Raw genomic sequence first — 14,321 nt, 5'->3', positions numbered from 1 at the left:
TCGATCGCCTTCAACGCGCCATGATCTTCCAAGCGCGGTGGATCTTGCCGTTGCGGGCGAAATCCGGATCGATGGTCTTGGCAGTGATCTCTTCCACTGCATAGCGCTCGCCAAGGTTGTCCTCGAGCTGGAACTTGCGGAAATTGTTGGAGAAGTACAGCACGCCGCCCGGCGCCAGGCGCGCCATGGCCAGGTCCAGCAACTGGACGTGGTCGCGCTGCACATCGAACACACCTTCCATGCGCTTGGAGTTGGAGAAGGTCGGCGGGTCGATGAAGATCAGGTCGTACTCGTCACGACTGGCTTCCAGCCAGGCCATCACGTCGCCCTGCTCCAGGCGGTTCTTGTCGGAAAAACCATTGAGCGACAGGTTGCGTCGCGCCCAATCCAGGTAGGTTTTCGACAAGTCGACACTGGTGGTGCTGCGGGCACCGCCCTTGGCAGCGTGGACGCTGGCGGTCGCGGTGTAGCAGAACAGGTTGAGGAAACGCTTGCCGGCTGCTTCCTTCTGGATCCGCAGGCGCATCGGCCGATGGTCGAGAAACAGCCCGGTGTCCAGGTAGTCCGTGAGGTTGACCAGCAGCTTCACGCCGCCTTCGTTGACCTCGGTGAACTTGCCTTGGGCGCTCTGGCGCTCGTACTGCTTGGTGCCGCTCTGACGCTCGCGGCGCTTGATCACCACGCGGCTCTTGTCGACGTTCAGTGCCTGGGGAATGGCCGCCAAGGCATCGAACAACCGGGCCGAGGCCTTTTCCGGGTCGATGGACTTCGGCGCGACGTATTCCTGGACGTGTACCCAGTCATGGTAGAGGTCGATGGCCATGGAGTATTCCGGCATGTCGGCGTCGTAGACCCGGTAACAGTCCACGCCTTCACGCTTGGCCCACTTACTCAGCGTCTTGAGGTTCTTTTGCAGACGATTGGCGAACATCTGCCCGCCTTCGCTCAACCGCGCCTGCTCGACCACGGGGGCTGGCGCCGGCGCCGGCTTGATCGGGTTGCCGTTCTTGTTGTACTGGCGCTCTTGTGGCACTTCCGGGGTTTGATCGTAGGCGGCCTGTTCACGCTCGGCCTGGCGCTGTTCCGGGGTGCGACGCTCGCCGGTGACGAACTGGTCCGGCAACACCTTGATCAGCAGCAACTTGCACGGCAAGGCGCCGTTCCAGAACGAATACTGCTTGTGGCTACGAATGCCCATGCGCTTGCCCAGGTCCGGCGCGCCGGTGAACACCGCTGCCTCCCAGTTCAGGCACGCCTGGCGCAGGCGCTCGCCGAGGTTCTGATAGAGGTAGAGCAGGCTGGCTTCGTCACCCAGACGCTCGCCGTACGGTGGGTTGCAGATCACCAGGCCTTTCTGGTTCTGGTCCGGGCGCGGCTCGAAGGTGGCGACTTCGCCTTGATAGATCTTGATCCACTCGCTCAGGCCCGCACGCTCGACGTTATTGCGGCCCGGCTGGATCAGCCGTGGGTCGGCCTCGTAGCCACGAATCCACAACGGCGGCTTGGCCAGCCCGGCGGCGGCGCGCTCGGTGGCTTCTTCGTGCAATTTCTTCCACAACGCCGGCACGTGGCCGAGCCAGGCGGTGAAGCCCCACTGTTGGCGACGCAGGTTCGGTGCCATATCGGCGGCGATCATGCCGGCTTCCACCAGGAACGTGCCAACACCACACATCGGGTCGGCCAGCGCCCCGCCTTCAGCGGCAATGCGCGGCCAACCGGCGCGGATCAGGATCGCGGCGGCGAGGTTTTCCTTCAGCGGCGCGGCGCCTTGCTGCAGGCGATAACCGCGCTGGTGCAGGCTGTGGCCGGAAAGGTCGAGGGAGAGGATCGCTTCGCCGCGGTCCAGGCGCAGGTGGATACGCAGGTCCGGGTTGAGCTTGTCGATGGACGGCCGCTCGCCCGATGGCGTGCGCAGCTTGTCGACGATGGCGTCCTTGACCTTCAAGGCACCGAAGTGAGTATTGTCGATACCCGAGCCATGGCCGCTGAACTCAACCGCCAGGGTGCCATCGGCCAGCATGTGGTCTTGCCAGTCGACGTCCAGCACGCCGTGGTACAGGTCTTCGGCGTCCTTCATCGGGAAGCGCTTGAGCACCAGCAACACGCGGTTGGCCAGGCGCGACCACAGGCACAGGCGATAGGCCGTTTCCATGTCGGCCATGCCGCGCACGGCCGAAGTGTGCTCGCGCGCCTCTTCAAGGCCAAGCCCGACGGCTTCCTCGATCAGCAGGCCTTCGAGGCCCTTGGGGCAAGTGAGGAAGAGTTCGAAACGATCGGACATGGGATTTCCAGAGCCTTTGGCTAAGTGGACCGGGCAACGCATTGCCGGGCCGGGTTCAATCAGGTGCTTTTCTCAAGAGCACCCGTGTGGCACGAAAGTGTGCCGTGCCGCCCTCGCCGCTCAGGTTAAAAGAGCTTAGATGCGAAGGCAGATAAAAAATTCTGTGCAACAAATTGTGAAAATTCGACCCTTTCGTCGAATAGTACCCGAGTGCAACGGGTGGACATTCTCATTCAAGGAAAGCCAGTCCCCTTTGGCGCAGGGCCGATCATACAGGGGTCTTGCTCAAAAGCGGTCAACGAACATCAAGTTACTTATCGCCCTAACATCTTTATTGTTACGTGCTTATGACAAAACGATCATTCCATCCCTGTGACGCTTTGGTTAGAACTCAACACAGGTTGACGTCGCAACGGCGTCAACACCTCGGCTCGTCACGCCGGCAACGAGCCACCAACGGCAGAATGATTCTGCCCCGGCCTCGATAGAGGTCGACGCTAAGCAACAGTCAACAAGTGAGGGCAACACCCTATGAGAAGACTTAAGCGTGATCCGTTGGAAAGAGCATTTTTGCGTGGTTACCAATATGGCGTTGGTGGTAAATCCCGTGAGCTTTGCCCCTTTACTCTACCGTCGGTACGTCAAGCCTGGATCAATGGCTGGCGAGAAGGACGCGGCGACAACTGGGACGGTATGACCGGCACTGCGGGTATCCACAGACTCAACGAACTTCACGCCGTCGGCTGACACAGGGCTTATTACTCAAGAACTCGACAATTTGACATCCCAATCGATTTAACCACGCACGTCCCATCCGGGCGGCGGGCTACGGCCCAGGGGGCTCCTTCGAGGAGCCCTTTTTAATGCCTGGGTTTCATGAACGCTGAGAGTGCCTGAGCTTCATGGACACTTACGAATGCCTGAGCTGTGAACATTATTGTGGCGAGGGAGCTTGCTCCCGCTGGGCTGCGCAGCAGCCCCAAAACCATGACACGAAGTTATCCAGGAAAACAGTGCCAACCGGGTTCAGGACTGCTTCGCAGTCCAGCGGGAGCAAGCTCCCTCGCCACAATGGGTCAGCGCCGAACTTTAACCTCCGGCTCACCCCAACGCCGCAATCGCATCCACCGACTCACGAATCAACGCCGGCCCCTTGTAGATGAAACCCGAGTAAACCTGCACCAGGCTCGCCCCGGCGGTGATCTTCTCGGCGGCGTGCCGGCCTTCGGTGATCCCCCCCGCCGCAATGATCGGCAAGCGCCCCGCCAATTCAGCGGCCAGCACCTTCACCGTGTGGGTGCTCTTGTCACGCACTGGCGCGCCCGACAAGCCGCCCGCCTCGTCACCGTGCTCCAGCCCTTCGACGCCTTCGCGCCCCAGGGTCGTGTTGGTGGCGATCACCGCGTCCATGCCCGTCTCGATCAGGGCCTGGGCCACCTGGGCGGTCTCTTCGTCGGTCATGTCCGGGGCGATCTTGATCGCCAGGGGCACGTGCCGGCCGTGGGTCAACGCCAGTTCCGCGCGACGTTGGGCCAGGTCGGCCAGCAGTTGCTTGAGGGAATCACCGAATTGCAGGCTGCGCAGCCCCGGGGTGTTGGGGGAGCTGACGTTGACGGTCACGTAGCTGGCGTGGGCGTAGACCTTGTCCAGGCAGATCAGGTAGTCATCGACGGCGCGCTCCACCGGCGTGTCGAAATTCTTGCCGATGTTGATGCCCAGCACGCCCCTGTACTTGGCCGCGGCCACACGGGCCAGCAGATGATCGACGCCCAGGTTGTTGAAGCCCATGCGATTGATGATCGCCTCGGCTTGCGGCAGGCGGAACAACCGTGGCTTGGGATTGCCCGGCTGTGGTCGCGGCGTGACGGTGCCGATTTCGACGAAACCGAAACCCAACTGCGCGAAGCCGTCGATGGCCGCGCCATTCTTGTCCAGGCCAGCCGCCAACCCCACCGGGTTGGGGAATTCCAGGCCCATGACCGTCACCGGCACTTTCGCCGGCGCCTTGCACAGCAAACCGTTGAGGCCCAAACGCCCGCCCGCGCCGATCAGGTCCAGGGACAAATCGTGGGAGGTTTCCGGGGAAAGTTTGAACAGCAGCTGACGGGCCAGGGTGTACATGGGTGGGGTGGGCTCTGGGCGATAAAAAGTGACGGGATTATACCGAGCAGGAGCGTCAGCGGCGAGAGACGCTTTGATTCCGGGTTCGATCTGGGTATCGACACGCTGCGGCCCTTGCGTCGGAGCGCTATTTGATAGTTGCAAGCGCCAAAAACCTGCAAAAGACCGATGCAGCTGCAATGGCAGCAACCCAGTAGCCCTTCGTCACGCAGGATCAAAAAATGTCTGTCTCATCTTTAGGCGCATCTATAACGCAACCCATTCCAAACGACTCCGTTCGCGCCCATAAACCGGACACGGTCATCGACTTTGAGAGGGGGCCAACCGATACCATTATCGAGATGCTCGATGACATCATCCCAGCCGAGCAGAGAAGCCCGCTTTCGTCGGAACAGTTGAGGTTTGGACTGAAGGGGGTTGAGGAAGCATTCAAGACAATCATTACAGAGCGAGAAGATCAAGCCGACTTGCACGCTTATACAGCCTTTAGGGAAATCCTAAAGGAGACATACGATGAAGATTTCGTGATTGATATGGAGATGTTCGAAGGCTCAAAGCATTCGTCAGATTCCGACACATTCATACAACGCGCCCTGACCATCCTTAATTGGATCAGTGATTGCCTAGGCAAACTGGCCAACAACGAATTCGAAGGCAATCTCGGACGCTGGGCGAGCAACTTGACCATTTCCGGCCTACGCACCGGCCTGGTCACCGGTGCCCTTACGGTGATCAGGCAACTGTCCGGGTTCATCCTGGAAAAAACCCTCCAATCCAATGCCGCTTCGCCGCTGACACGCAGCGTGATGGGCGGGGTTACCCAGTGCATCGGGCCACTGCTGAACATCCTCGGTGCGATTCGGGACGAGTGCAAGGGAACCGCAAACGCCGAAACGCGCCTGGCGCGCGCCATCACTCTCGGAATGTCAACCTTGGCTCTGGTCGCTGCCATAGCGGCGCCCTCCGCACTGCCAGCATTGGCATCCTCCGGCTCGGCCATGTTGTTCTATACGTTTGCCCAGGATCTGGTGAGCCTGTTTTGTCCCACCGGCGACAATACAAAACCCAACCCCAGCGGCACGGCGGCAGCAGGCGTGCTGAACGGTATGCTCCAGTTCCTGTCCTTTACCGGCATGAACTACACCGCCCCACACTCAGGTGCCGGGTATGCCATGGCCCAAGGTAACAAGCCTCCATCGTCAGAAACGGAAGGCTTTACCTTTCAACTGTGGGCCTGGATGGAACAACAGGCCAATACGCCGCATGATCCAAATCTGTCGGCTGAGGCCCGGGCCGAGCAAATTGTCGAATCCCTGGCCCCGGAACTAGGAGACGATTTATTACGGGGCGTCTACAACGCCGGGGCCGACGTCGCCGGGCAACTGCTCATGGGCACAGCAATGCACGCCTTGAAAAAGGATCCGTCTGAAGAAGCCTTTCGTGTCAAGCCCTTGGAATTACGAATACCCTCTGTCGAGCAGGTGAAAGATCAGCTCCTGTCCACCAATGCGATACGAACCTCCATCGGCCAGATAATCGTGGCCGTCGTCACCTCGGCATCCCGATACTTTTCAACTTTGCCCATCTCAAAAGAAATGGTCGACCATATTGCCAACGCGCTAGTCGCCGCCGTCGTGTTCGCGGTACGTCCCGGCACGGCTTACGTCAACGCACGCACCACTCCCGCAGCAAACGCCTGACTCATCGGCTTGCCTGGAATACGCCTAACCGTGGCGAGGGAGCTTGCTCCCGCTGGGCTGCGCAGCAGCCCCAAGAAAGGGCCGCTTCGCGCCCCAGCGGGAGCAAGCTCCCTCGCCACGAAATCACTGTTTACCTTCTCTTCCTTTACCAGGTGGGCATCGCCCATTTTGCCGCCTTCACCACTCACTCTTCTCCCAAACCTCATCCCCCATCGGCTGGAACACCTCCCGCATAAAACCCTTGACGAAAACATCCATCGCGAACGCCAACCCATTGGCACCGCTGATTTCCTTGAAGATCTGCGACTTTTCCAACCCCTCGTCCTTCAATCGCACCAAGACCTGCAAGGTGATCGCCATCAACGCCTGGGCGGTGGGGTACGCCGCCGTTGTGCCATCCGGCCCGCGCAACGTACGGAGGAATTCATGAATCGCCTTTTCCCCCTGCCCCTCCATCGCCAGCAGCAATTGATACAAATGCTCAAACTCGGGATCGGGGCGTTTGCTGTCAGGTGCTTGCTCGCGGGCCGCCAGCAGCCGCGATTCCAGGGTCTGGACCGACTCATTCACGTCGTGATCGAACAGGCTGGAAACCATCATGGGTTCAATCTTCATGGCGAAGCTCGGCAGGGTCGGTTGGCGCGAAATCGGTGAAGCTTGCGTACACGTCCGCCAGCGCCTGCCTTGAGGCCTGATCCAACAAGCGCACCGTCTCCGGCAGGTTGGCGAGGCTCGCCAGCAACCGGGGTACCAGCCGCTCCCGGCTCGCCTCGACATCGAATTCCAACAGTTGATCCGCCAGCCGCAGCACATAGCGATCCTGCGGGTGATATTCCACAATCAGCTCGCCGGTCCAGCATCGGCCCAGGGTTTCGCGCAGCGCAGGGCCACGCGGGCGACAATGCAGCGGCAGCAACAGGTGCAGTACCGCGCCCGAGTCGCCCGGCTGCCCAGCCAGCCAGCGTTCCAGCATTTCATCCAGCCACTCCGGGCGATTCAAGGTTTGCCCGAGCAGATCACCGGCGGCCCGGGCCAGGTCGTTGCGCAATTGCAGCCCGAAGGTTTGCGTCCTCAGCAAAGCGTCGGCCAGATGCTCGCTCGCCCGCAGGATGCCTTCGGCGTAGCCCTGTTGAAACGCTTGCGCATGCACCGCCTGCGCGTCGCAGTGCGCTTGCTGGACACACTCCCGTGCACGGCGCTGGGCCTCCAGCTGCAAGCGATGACGACCCCGCGCGGCAGCGATGTCTTCGCGAGCCAGGCGCACGTCATCGCCCATGGGCAAATCAGTCAGGGTTCGGATGGAGTCGAGCATGCTGCACCGCCAAAAAGAACAGGGTGGGATCAGGTTGGGTGACCGACCATTGCCGGTGCATGCGAACAACCGATTCGGAAAATTGCAATTCCAGGCGTTCGAGTAACGGACGAGGAACATGCTCGCTCCAGCTCCACAACGCATTGAGGCCGGCCGCTTCGACCTGCTCCACTGAAACCTTAGCGCGCTCGATCGGCAGGCCACCTCGCGGCCCCAGGTTGAAGCTGGCGAACCGGCGAACCGCCCCGGGCAAGCCCAGCAGCACCGCGCCGCGCGCCAGGTCGGGCATCAGGCGATAAGCGCCCATCAACAGGGCGATATAAGGCAGTTGCCGCCAGTGGCGAACCCATTGTTTCGCCACGCCGCTCAACGGCATCGAAGGCCACGGGCCTTGCAGTTCCAGCCCTTCGAGCAGGATGCGGTTGAGCACGGCATGGGCTTCGATTCCGTCGAATCCCGCCGGTACAACCAGACGCTGGGGGTGCAGATACCCCAAGGGCTCGACGAGAATTCGCTCCAGCAACTCAAGCTCCGACATCACGCCGCCCTGCGCTTGACTGGCGATAGACCCAAGCGCCGCCACCGGCCAACAGCACCGCGCTGATCGCCGCCAACCACCAAGGCCACGGCGAATGCCCCCGCGTCACAGCCACCGACGGCGCGACATGCTGGGTCGCCGAGCGCTTGGACAGCACCACCGAGACGTTTTCGTACTCCACCGTCGCGAAACTGTTCTTGAGAAAACGCTTGATGTCGGTGATCAGCAACTGCGGTTCGACATCGCGCTCATGCAGCACCACCGCCGAGAGATGGACAGGCGGCGACTTGCGCCCGCCCTCGCCGGCATCCAGGTCATAACTGACATGGACCCGAGCCGACACCACGCCTTCGAGCACACCCAGCGACTGTTCGATGCGCTGCTCCAGCGCCGAATACAACCGGGCTTTTTCCGCGCGGGGCGAAGCCACCAGGGAATCGGCAGGAAACATCTCGGACACTTGCAAGCGCGGCCGGGAAGGCAACGAATAAAGATTGAGCAGATCGACCGCCGCGGAAAAATCGAGGGCGTCGATTTTTACCGCATAACCGGTTTTACCGGTGTCGACTTTCACCGCCGCAATGTTGTTGCGTTGCAACACCGACAGCACTTCGTTGGCCTGCTGCTGATCCAGCCCTTCCAGCAGGTTCGGCTGGCGACACCCCGCCAGCGCCAGGCACAACAGCAGCACCAGGACGCTCGTCTTCATGATGCCCGCAACAGGGTTTCTGCCGTGCCCACGGCTTTGCGCACCAGCACGTTGAGCAAGTTGATATCCACGTTGTATTGCCCCGTCAGTTCCTGCAGCTGCGCCAGTACTTCAGGGTCGGTGATGTCCGGGCGCTGCAACAACTGATCGATCGCCGAGACCTCCTGTTGGCTATCGACTGCCGAACCGGCAAACGCTTCGATCAATCGCGATTCAAGTGAAACGACCGGACCTTCCTGCGGGCCACGCAGTTCAATGAAGGCAGACCGCTGGATAAGCGACAGGTCAAGACTCTGGATGGACATACAATGCACTCATGAAAATGGCCATCTTCATGAGCGATGGCCGGTCGAAAGGGAAAGCGTCAGCGCGCAGCCTGGATGATCGCCATGTCGATATCCTTGAAGCCCTTGATCGTGTTGGTCTGGGCGTTGCGAAATACCGTGTAGGAGGAGAACGCGGTCTGGTACGCCGCCAGTTTTCCAGGGTCCGAGGCGTCGAGCTTGAGCTCATCCAGCGCATGATCCAGGGCCTCCTTCAGACCTTGGGCGCCACGCTCGAACGCAGCGGCTTGTTCGCCGAGAAAGTCGTCAGGAAATTCGGGAAGGAAGGGCGGGATACCAGCCATGAGTCACCTATTTTGCTTATCGGAAAAAAGCCAGGACGAAGGGCTCGTCTTGACGTAGCCCTGCGGGCCGGTTTGGAACGACTTGCCCTTGAGCGCGTCGTCCCTGAGCTCGACCGTGAAGTGCACGTAGCGATCACCCCACTGCCGGTAGAAATCTTCGACGTACTGGCGCGCAGCGGCCAGCTCGACGTCCTGCAGATTGCCGCCGATGGCGTACGAGACAGCATCCGTGTGTTCGACCCGGCTGAACGTCAGCGCAAGACGCTGCAAACCGCCCTGCGCAAGGTCGGCGAGCAGCGCGTCGTCCTGCATCTGCACCACTACGTCGCGGGCATAAGGCGCCGCCGCGAGCAGCGCATCGAGCAGCTTGGCCTGCTGGTCGGGCGTCAGCAGGTTGCGTTGGGCGCTGAGCAGCAGGCGCGGCTGCGACGGTTCCTTGAGATCGAGAAAATGCCAGGCCAATTGCGGATCGTGATCAACCAGTACTTGCTCCAGCCGACGCCGTTCCTGATCCGGCAGCAGGACCTTGCCGTGCAGGCTGGCATGCCGCGCCAGCACCTGTCGGCTCCAACCGGCATCGCGCTCCGAAGACACGAAGACATAAACCCCATCGTCACGACCGCGCAGCACCTGGACCGGCGCACTGGCGCCGGCGATCAGGGCTCGAATATCGGTTTCAGGCGCCGGCCCCGGCATCGAGCCAATGCTGACCGCCACGACCAACGCAACCAGCGCCAGGGCACCGCCGCCCCATCGGGTCCAACGGGCGTCAGGCCAACGGATGGCAGCGCCACCAGCGCGTGGGGTGTCCTGTGGCTGAGCGAGGCATTCGGGCGTCCAGGGTTGATCCCCAGGGCGCAGCGCCACTTGCAACCCGCCAAGCGGCACCCTGGCCTGGAACGCACAGTGGCGCATTTCGACCGAGTCACCGAGCAAACGCACCGGCACACCGTCCGGCGTGGCTTGGTCGGCCAGCACCTCGAAGTTGCAGCCGCTTTCCTCCAGGGGAATAAAAATGGCATCCGCCGGAACGCTGGCGGCACGTGCGCCATCCCCCCACATCGCCACGGCCCCGACGACGAACAGGGTCGTGCCCTCGCCAAGCGGAAACTCGCAGCCCTGCAACGGACCGTTGAGGATCCGCAGGACGCAGGGCTGTAATGGGGGGGCCGTCGGGACTGTCACCGTCCAAACTCCAGGAAGGTCGAATGAGCAGGTAGGTTAGAGGGGGCGGTCGCGGGATTCCTGATCCAATTCTGTCGATTGCGTGGTGGCATAGGATCAGAATCCCTGACACCGTCACTCTCGCCGCCGAGTGATGACCTGGTAGCGTTGCCAGACCTTGCGCGCATAGCGCAGCCGCGCAGCCTGGCGATGGGGCGAGTTGCCGGCGTTATAAGCACCGACTGCCGTCCAGTTATAGCCATAGCGGGCGATAAATCCGGCGAGCACCGACGCACCGACTTCCACCGACAGGCAAGGCTCATCCAGCAGGCGCTGCTCGGTAATCCCCTCGGTACTGAGGCGTGACAGATGAATGCTGTTGATCTGCATCAGCCCGATATCGCGGGTGCCGTTGCGGTTGTGATTGATGGCGTCAGGGCGCAGGCCTGATTCGACATCGGCAATCGCTTGGAGCAGTTCGGGTTCGATGGCATGCATCTGCCCCGCCTTGTTCCAGCACCAGGCGTGCGCCTGGGCCATGCCGAATCCCAGGCCAAGATACACCGGCAGGCACAGCCAGGTTTTCCGGCGCCGCTTCATGCCAGGCGCCTCTCGCCGATCCACGTCAGTTGCTCGTGAACGCGCACCCGCAGGATCTGCGCCCGGACACAGTCCGGATCATGTTCCAGGCATTGTTCGAGTATCTGCAGCGCCTGCTCGTTGCGCCGCCAGAACCAGTGATGCCAAGCATGAAAGTACAGCACGTCGACCTGATCGGCCGACAGCAGGCAGCGCCGGAACAACACCTGGGCCGCCTGCTCGCAGCCACGCAAACTGGTGAGCAACGCCAAACGCGTCAATGCCGGAATGCTGCCGGGGTCCAGCATCAACGCACTGGACACCGCCGAATTCGCCTCTTCAATTGCCCGTACCGGGTCGCCCAGGCCCATCATCACCCGCCCCAGCCACACATCCGCCAAGCCACACCAGGGCGGCGCGTACCCGGCGTCGAGTTTCAAACACTGCCTGAACAATACAAGGGCATCGCGCAGGCTTTGCGCCGTGTGCTGCTGCACGCTGCACAACCCGTTGAGATAGGCCACCGCCGCCGAATAGGACCCGCAGCGATCACCGACAGGACGCAACCCGGGTACACGCTGGGCCACCAGCCTCGTCAACACACCCAGCGCCTCCCCAAGATCACAGGCATCCAGCGTCTGCCCATGCAGCAGAGATTGATCGCGGCCACAAATCAGCTCGACCGACCAGTGTTGCAACCCGCCCGCACCGATAAAACGCCCGTTCAAGCAATAATCCGCCGACAACCGCCCGGCCAACGCCCGCACATCGTCCGATACACCGCTGGCCGCGATCAGCCCCGAGGGGATGACATGCAACGCCTCACCGAACGCCGTGGTCAGCTGGCGGATCATCAGGTCTTGTAGATCCAGCGCGGCGATCTCGTCCAGATTGCGCAAAGGCAACACCGCCAACGACGGTGCCACCGCCCTCGCCTGGCTCGCCACGTCGAGCTCGACCACGGAACCGGTGAACCGATAGCCCTGGCCATACACCGTGGCGATGTAATCCTTGTTCTCCTTGAACAACTTGCGCAACGCGTAGACACACCGGGTCAACGACTCCTCCGCCGCATCCATCCTGGGCCAGACCTGGTCCAGCAGATAATCCTTACTCACGACCGTGCCCGCCGATTTCAACAACAGGCGCAGCACGTGCAATTCTTTGGGTGGAACATGAACTCCTTGTCCATCTCGCATCAGCGTTCCGTCGCTTTGCAGTAGCCAGTGGTCAAAAACGAATGACTTGACTGGGGTTTGATCAGTTGCACTGTCCATACGTTGAGATTTCTCTATAGAAAGTTACTGAAGCGCGATTGAGCCTGTGGCGGGCACAGGCTCAGGATGGTGAGCTGCGTGACTATAGGAAGATGTGTGGGCGAATTCCGCAGGAAAATTACCTAGCGCTCCGACGATAACACGACAAACACCGTAGGAATATTCACATCCCCTCTAGTTTAAATAGTTATCCGATTTCCCTGCCACCCCTGACGATATTTACCCTCGATATCCATTTTCCAGCTGAAAACCAACCATCATTAACGCAGACTTTTATACGGAGGAAACAGCGCAACCGATCAGCGATAACAAACTAAAAAAATGACGCACCGCAACGACGATGAGCTTTTTTTGAATGCGCGGCTCGCGCCCTTTATTTCAATATGCAAAAGCATTTCCAAGAAAACTCTGAAAAATACTGACAACCGATAAAGTTGTTCCAATCACTTTTAAGAATGAGGCGAAAGCTATGGGTGTTTTTTTGGGGCCAGTCAGCGCACCGGCAACCATCAGATCGATTGCAGGGGGGAATCTGGAGCAACAAGTAAACAACAGATTGCCTGGAGCGCTCGTATCTACATTAAATCGAAGTAATAGCTTTCATGAACTTCGGCAAGTAGCGACTCCAACGGACCCCAGGAAACTTGAACCGCTGAATCAGGAAGAAAAAAGGCTGCTGTTAGTCGAGGTTACAAATCAGCTTGCAGGAAATGCAAGCCCAAAAGAAGAGCCGGTAGTGCACATCATAACCGGTCAAATGGGAGCGGGGAAATCAACGATTACAAACAACATTTCCACCGAGCTTAAAGGCGACTGCCTAATTATCGACTATGACGAACTAAAACAGTATATACCGGGATATACAGAAAAATCATCAAAGGGTTATCCAGGCACTGTACCTGGCTGTAAGGAAGCAGCACGCTATTTGGAAGACGGACTAAGAAAATATGGATTTGAAAACAGGCTAAACATGGTAACGCAAGCATCGATACAAGGAAACGGCACAGAAATGCTTACGTTGGTGAAGGCTTGCAAAGAAAACGGTTTTCGTACGTCCCTAACAGTTCTCGCTGTCGACAAGGCCACCAGTAACGTAGGGATACTCTCAAGGTATGAGTCAGCATTAAAAGATATAAACTTGGGAGAACCTCCATCTGGAGGAGCAAGAAGAACGCCTGCGGCATATCATGAAGACGCCTATCAAAGCCTTACTAATCCGGAAAGGTATGAAGAACTCTCCTCTGATTTGGACGAGATAATAGTTCGCGGAAGAAATGGGCACTCTTATTACCAATCCACTACAGCCATTTCACCTAAAGAAATTGTGAAGGCAATTGAGACAGGAAGACAAGACACTCAGCACAATCATGCCAAGTTATTTGAAAACCTGTCAAATGCCGTCAGCTTCAACTTAAATTACAGCAATCCAGAACTGAGACAATAAATACCACTCCACACTGCCTATCATTTAACATCTGAAAAGTCACCGATATTTGTTATCCCCTTCGTTGGAGACTCAAAAAATCGGTGACCCGATAAAAATCACGCTTTGGTGCTTTTTAATTTATGCCTTCGACTTGAGCTGCATGTTTATTCGATACACTTCACGCAGCTTTTCCCTGCTCACGACTGCACTCGCCGACTTCAGCAGCAGGTTGCAGCACGTGCAATTTTTTGGGTGGAACATGAACTCCTTGTCCATCTCGCATCAGCGTTCCGTCGCTTTGCAGTAGCCAGTGGTCAAAAACGAATAACTTGGCTGGGGTTTGATCAGTTGCACTGTCCATACGTTGAGACTTCTCTATAGAAAGTTACTGAAGCGCGATTGAGCCTGTGGCGGGCACAGGCTCGCGATGGCGAGCTGCGTGACTATAGGAAGTTGAGTCAGAGCATGCCGTAGGATAAAAAGCCCGCAGCATGACGAAAACACAACAAAAGCCGTAGGAATACTCTTCAAGCATGTATTTTACCCGCCCGCACAACCATCTTCAGCGGACCGCTACCCACAGTTG

General features: G+C 59.1%; 15 protein-coding genes. 3 read left to right on the top strand and 12 right to left on the bottom strand.

The window, feature by feature from the left end:
• Positions 1–10: 10 nt before the first annotated feature.
• Entirely contained in the window at positions 11–2,281 is a 2,271-nt protein-coding gene (rlmKL, locus tag HU767_RS00585; protein ID WP_186728184.1) for a bifunctional 23S rRNA (guanine(2069)-N(7))-methyltransferase RlmK/23S rRNA (guanine(2445)-N(2))-methyltransferase RlmL, read from the bottom strand.
• 531 nt (positions 2,282–2,812) lie between these two features.
• Between rlmKL and HU767_RS00580 the strand changes: the two genes are divergently transcribed.
• Positions 2,813–3,028, top strand: a complete 216-nt coding sequence (locus tag HU767_RS00580) for a ribosome modulation factor (RefSeq protein WP_003223300.1) — start codon at positions 2,813–2,815, stop codon at positions 3,026–3,028.
• Between the two features lie 354 nt (positions 3,029–3,382).
• Here HU767_RS00580 and HU767_RS00575 read toward each other — a convergent pair whose 3' ends face one another.
• Entirely contained in the window at positions 3,383–4,402 is a 1,020-nt protein-coding gene (locus HU767_RS00575; protein ID WP_186728183.1) for a quinone-dependent dihydroorotate dehydrogenase, read from the bottom strand.
• Positions 4,403–4,623: 221 nt separating this feature from the next.
• Between HU767_RS00575 and HU767_RS00570 the strand changes: the two genes are divergently transcribed.
• Positions 4,624–6,102, top strand: coding sequence for a hypothetical protein (locus tag HU767_RS00570; RefSeq protein ID WP_238349391.1), 1,479 nt, complete (start codon positions 4,624–4,626; stop codon positions 6,100–6,102).
• 177 nt (positions 6,103–6,279) lie between these two features.
• On the opposite strand, the gene HU767_RS00565 is transcribed toward HU767_RS00570, so the two are convergent.
• The 9 genes from HU767_RS00565 to HU767_RS00525 all read right to left on the bottom strand — a co-directional run bounded on the left by HU767_RS00565 (position 6,280) and on the right by HU767_RS00525 (position 12,309).
• Positions 6,280–6,702, bottom strand: coding sequence for a hypothetical protein (locus HU767_RS00565; protein WP_186728280.1), 423 nt, complete (start codon positions 6,700–6,702; stop codon positions 6,280–6,282).
• A gap of 4 nt (positions 6,703–6,706) precedes the next feature.
• Positions 6,707–7,414 carry an oxygen-regulated invasion protein OrgB gene (locus tag HU767_RS00560; protein WP_186728182.1) on the bottom strand — a complete coding sequence of 236 codons (708 nt, stop codon included), beginning with the start codon at positions 7,412–7,414 and terminating at the stop codon, positions 6,707–6,709.
• Positions 7,386–7,952 carry a secretion system protein gene (locus HU767_RS00555; protein ID WP_186728180.1) on the bottom strand — a complete coding sequence of 189 codons (567 nt, stop codon included), beginning with the start codon at positions 7,950–7,952 and terminating at the stop codon, positions 7,386–7,388. The genes HU767_RS00560 and HU767_RS00555 overlap by 29 nt, the downstream gene beginning before the upstream one ends.
• Positions 7,939–8,661 (bottom strand): EscJ/YscJ/HrcJ family type III secretion inner membrane ring protein, encoded by a 723-nt coding sequence (locus tag HU767_RS00550; protein WP_186705275.1) that lies wholly within the window; start codon positions 8,659–8,661, stop codon positions 7,939–7,941. Before HU767_RS00550 ends, HU767_RS00555 begins: the two co-directional genes overlap by 14 nt.
• Entirely contained in the window at positions 8,658–8,966 is a 309-nt protein-coding gene (gene sctI, locus HU767_RS00545; RefSeq protein ID WP_186705276.1) for a type III secretion system inner rod subunit SctI, read from the bottom strand. Before sctI ends, HU767_RS00550 begins: the two co-directional genes overlap by 4 nt.
• 59 nt (positions 8,967–9,025) lie before the next feature.
• Positions 9,026–9,289 carry a type III secretion system needle filament subunit SctF gene (gene sctF, locus HU767_RS00540; RefSeq protein ID WP_186705277.1) on the bottom strand — a complete coding sequence of 88 codons (264 nt, stop codon included), beginning with the start codon at positions 9,287–9,289 and terminating at the stop codon, positions 9,026–9,028.
• A gap of 3 nt (positions 9,290–9,292) precedes the next feature.
• The gene (locus HU767_RS00535; RefSeq protein WP_186728179.1) at positions 9,293–10,474 is read right to left on the bottom strand and encodes a PrgH/EprH family type III secretion apparatus protein; all 1,182 of its coding nucleotides are present in this window, start codon (positions 10,472–10,474) and stop codon (positions 9,293–9,295) included.
• Between the two features lie 114 nt (positions 10,475–10,588).
• On the bottom strand, positions 10,589–11,053 hold the full coding sequence (locus tag HU767_RS00530; protein ID WP_272971642.1) for a transglycosylase SLT domain-containing protein: 465 nt from the start codon (positions 11,051–11,053) through the stop codon (positions 10,589–10,591).
• Positions 11,050–12,309 (bottom strand): winged helix-turn-helix domain-containing protein, encoded by a 1,260-nt coding sequence (locus HU767_RS00525; RefSeq protein ID WP_186728178.1) that lies wholly within the window; start codon positions 12,307–12,309, stop codon positions 11,050–11,052. The genes HU767_RS00530 and HU767_RS00525 overlap by 4 nt, the downstream gene beginning before the upstream one ends.
• A gap of 469 nt (positions 12,310–12,778) precedes the next feature.
• Between HU767_RS00525 and HU767_RS00520 the strand changes: the two genes are divergently transcribed.
• Positions 12,779–13,753, top strand: coding sequence for a zeta toxin family protein (locus tag HU767_RS00520; protein WP_186728176.1), 975 nt, complete (start codon positions 12,779–12,781; stop codon positions 13,751–13,753).
• A gap of 160 nt (positions 13,754–13,913) precedes the next feature.
• On the opposite strand, the gene HU767_RS00515 is transcribed toward HU767_RS00520, so the two are convergent.
• Positions 13,914–14,096, bottom strand: a complete 183-nt coding sequence (locus tag HU767_RS00515) for a hypothetical protein (protein ID WP_238349388.1) — start codon at positions 14,094–14,096, stop codon at positions 13,914–13,916.
• Positions 14,097–14,321 lie beyond the last annotated feature (225 nt).

Source organism: Pseudomonas sp. SWRI179 (assembly GCF_014268705.1).
Classification (GTDB): Bacteria; Pseudomonadota; Gammaproteobacteria; order Pseudomonadales; family Pseudomonadaceae; genus Aquipseudomonas; species Aquipseudomonas zanjanensis.
The sequence above is the reverse complement of the archived record's forward strand: the minus strand, read 5'-3'. Positions and strand labels throughout refer to the sequence as shown.